Origin of the sequence: Culturomica massiliensis (assembly GCF_900091655.1) — a bacterium.
In the GTDB taxonomy this organism is placed as follows: Bacteria; Bacteroidota; Bacteroidia; order Bacteroidales; family Marinifilaceae; genus Culturomica; species Culturomica massiliensis.
Genome location: NZ_LT594618.1, coordinates 1 through 3,648, shown reverse-complemented (window position 1 = coordinate 3,648; position 3,648 = coordinate 1). Strand labels below are relative to the sequence as shown.

General features: G+C 44.8%; 2 protein-coding genes. Both read right to left on the bottom strand.

The features are described 5' to 3' along the window. Positions 1–103 precede the first annotated feature (103 nt). Positions 104–2,719, bottom strand: coding sequence for a S8 family serine peptidase (locus BN8908_RS00075; protein WP_235837383.1), 2,616 nt, complete (start codon positions 2,717–2,719; stop codon positions 104–106). A 468-nt stretch (positions 2,720–3,187) separates the two neighbouring features. Beyond that, the coding region (locus BN8908_RS00070) for a PorV/PorQ family protein (RefSeq protein WP_148453100.1) at positions 3,188–3,648 on the bottom strand (461 nt) is incomplete at its 5' end.

Genomic DNA, 3,648 nt, shown 5'->3' with positions numbered 1-3,648 from the left:
GAACGGACATCGGGATTGATATTCAGAAATGAGGCGCTCTGGCCCTGTGCCCCAAAGAAAGAGCACAAAAGAAAGGCCAATATGATATTTATTCTTTTCATCATTACAGTTTCACTATGTTATTCTTATATTCTTTACCGTTGTATTTCACTACCACCACATAACTACCGCCCGGCAATTTAGTTACATCTAATTTAGCAGGCTTGAAAGGGGCAATCTCTTTTCCCGTTTCCAGAACAAGTACGCCATTCGTATTATATAATTTGACTTCAATATTTCCTTTTACCTCTTTACCCATCTGGATATTCAATTCATCCCGAACCGGATTCGGATAAAAATCGGCCATACGGGAATCATCCCGAACCAAAATATCAGCTACAATATTAGCTGTAGCGCCTAAATGATCCGTCGCAGTAATCGTCAACTTACCCAACCCGGTTCTGAGAGATTTCAATACCAATTGGTTATTGCTTACACTTATTGAAACCAAACCGTTCGATGAACAAGTTGCTGTATATTTCAGATTTTCACCATCCGGATCCCGGAAATACGTATTAAGATCGATGGTCTGCGTTTCCCCGACTTTCCCAAAATAGAGATTTTCAAAAGTAACAGTCCCGACTATTTCAGGAGTCCGGTTGGGTAATATTTCATAAGGAATTTCAACGGTTTCCGAACTTCCTCCTTCATTGGTTACGATTAACTGAAGCGGAGTTTTCACTCCCGCTGTGATTTCAGGTGCAACAATCGTCACAATCACCGTATTCTCCTCCCGGCCGACAGAAACGCCATCCGGCGTACTTTCCAGGCGATATTCCCAAACCTGATCTTCAGGGTCCGTAACATCAAAATAAATTCTAGCCGTTTCAAAGGCTTTCAATACGATATCCGTAGGATTTCTCCATACAACCACAGGAGCCGCATTTGTGACGGTCTCACCTCCCTCTACCGTATAAGCCGAACGATTCCCGAAACGATCCACACCGACAACCGCAACATAATAACGAGTCTCCGGAATCAAACCTTGTATCCGCACAGACACCTCATCCCCAAGCTTCATACGACTTACATCGATAGATTTTGTCGGTTCAATCCCGCTTAAATCCATGTCGTCAAAAGATTGTGTCTTCACATATATATCATAACGATCCGGCGTTCCGTTATCTTCGTCTGATGTAACACTCCATTTCAAAAGCACGGAAGCAGCCCCCCATGTGATAGCCAAATCCGCTACCGGCTCCGGAGCAATGCCTCTATCCTCCTGAAGAGCCAAAGCTGCATCTATGTATCCGACACCCATTTTTCCTCTATATCCCGCATTATACTGATCTATATCCCGGGTTGCCGCCAAAAGACGTTCTCTTAAATCATTGGGCGTAAATCCGGGATGCCCGACCCCATATTTGGAAACAACCAAAGCCGCAATACCCGATACATGGGGACAGGCCATCGAAGTTCCCTGCATATATATATACTCATTTCCCGGTCCCGTACTGGCAACCATACACTCTTTAGCATAACGTACACCCATCGGTTCTGTCCCGCCGGGGGCCGTAAGATTGATCCAATCCGCAAAATTTGAATACCATGCCTTTCTATAATCCGGAGCCATGGCCGCAACAGACAGCACCGGCCCATAAGCAGCCGGATAAGCTTTATAATCCGAATCTTCATTACCGGCGGCAAAAATAACGATCCCCCCTTTCATCGGCCCCACCTGATTACCGTTTTTATCCGTACCGGCATATTTTATAAAATAATCGATAGCTTCTTTGGTCGCATTATCCATATAGGTCTGTTCCTTATTATCGAAAACAAATCCCCAGCTATTCTGACTGATAACAGCCCCATTATCGGCCCCGTATTTAATCGCCTGTGGAGTACGATTTGTACCGATATCCTCATTCGGGTCATTCGGGTCTGCCTTAAAAATCTGACAAGACATTAATCGCACCCCGTCGTGATTTCCACTTCCTCCGGCAACTCCACATAAGCCTTTCCCGTTATTATTCACAGCAGAAACAGTACCCGCAACATGAGTACCATGGCTATGGGGAATAATCGTCGCTGTATTATCGACAAAATTCCATCCGTAAATATCGTCTACATAATTATTATTATCGTCGTCACGACCTGCCGCTCCATTTTTTTCAGCCTCGTTCACCCACATATTATCCTGCAAATCTTCATGCTCATAATCAATACCACCGTCTACAATAGCAACAATCACTTCCGGCGACCCGGTAGTCACCTTCCAGGCCTCCAACAAATTAATATCGGCACCGGCAACCGCATCCTTCACAGTTCCATCATTTACATAGTGCCATTGCGCCCTCAAAAGAGGATCATTCGGCCTCCCCGGCAAAGCTGCCTCGATCCCGCTTCCGGACATCGTTATCGGTATAGCCCGGCCTACTCCTCCGACCCGCTTGATCTTACGTACCGGATCGACCTTATCGATTTCTGCCAATTCCGACAAATCACCGATAGCCCGGGTAACCGGCTTCGTCTCGTCAAAATAGATATCATACCACAAATGTAAACCGGCCGCTCTCGTTCTGGCTTCAAATTCTCCGGCCGGCGGAAATACCCGCTCGATTTTTGTCGCACCTAAACGGTCTGCCAATTCATCCAATGCCGAAATTCCGGTACGGGTCTTTCCATCCACACTGGTCAAACTTACCCGTTGCTCAGCACTTTCTTTTAACTTGATTCTCACAAGTCCTTTTACTAAATGATTCCCTTCAACAACTTTTTGTTCAGGTATATCCTTATCATTCGAACGATCAATTTTATCCTCGCTACAAGAATATGCGAACAATAAAAATAAAAGAAATAATAGACGGGTATTCATCGTCATAAATTTAATGGTAAAACAAAGTTTAATAGCCTCTCCTGTTTTCAAACCACAATTATACTATTTTAAAATGTAAAAAATAATATTTCCATTCGTTATTTTTGTTTCAATTTAAACAAATAGAGCTATTTTATATTATAATTTAACTAAATACCCTTATCTGAATAGGTTTTTCACATTTCTGAAAACAATATGAAACATCCGGTTTTTAATAAAACAGTGAATATAAATCTAAAAAAATCGCCCGAAAAGCTTTTGTATTATAAACAAAACTTTTCAGACGATTCCCTGATCAAATTCCGCCGTCCTCTAAAATATCCTCCCGGCCTTTTAAAAATTCCATCCGGCAGAGAGACAGAACGTTCCCTTCACCGGCGAATCACTGCCAGCCAGCCAGTAAGCAAAGTTCACTTCTGCTCCGCGGTACATCAGACCGCAACCCAGAGTGGCATAACTCGGACCTGTCTTCTTATCGTCCCCGATGTGATAACCCCCGCGCACCGCTATCAGATCGTTGTAAAGGTATTCGGCCCCAAGACCAACATTAACGCCGCTGTAATCGGAAGGCATCAGACGGTAAGCCAGCTCCGCATGACCCGTCAGACGGTGCCGGTCAGAAAAGGTATGCCAGTAAGCCCCGCCCGCTTTCAGGCAGGCAGGAAGCTCATAGCTGTCGTAACCGTAATCGATCTTTGAACCCAGGTTCGTTACGGAAAGACCCGCATTCCACGACGGCGCATGATACATCGCACCCAGATCCGCTGCAAAGGCCGAACCCTTCTTCGCTCCGG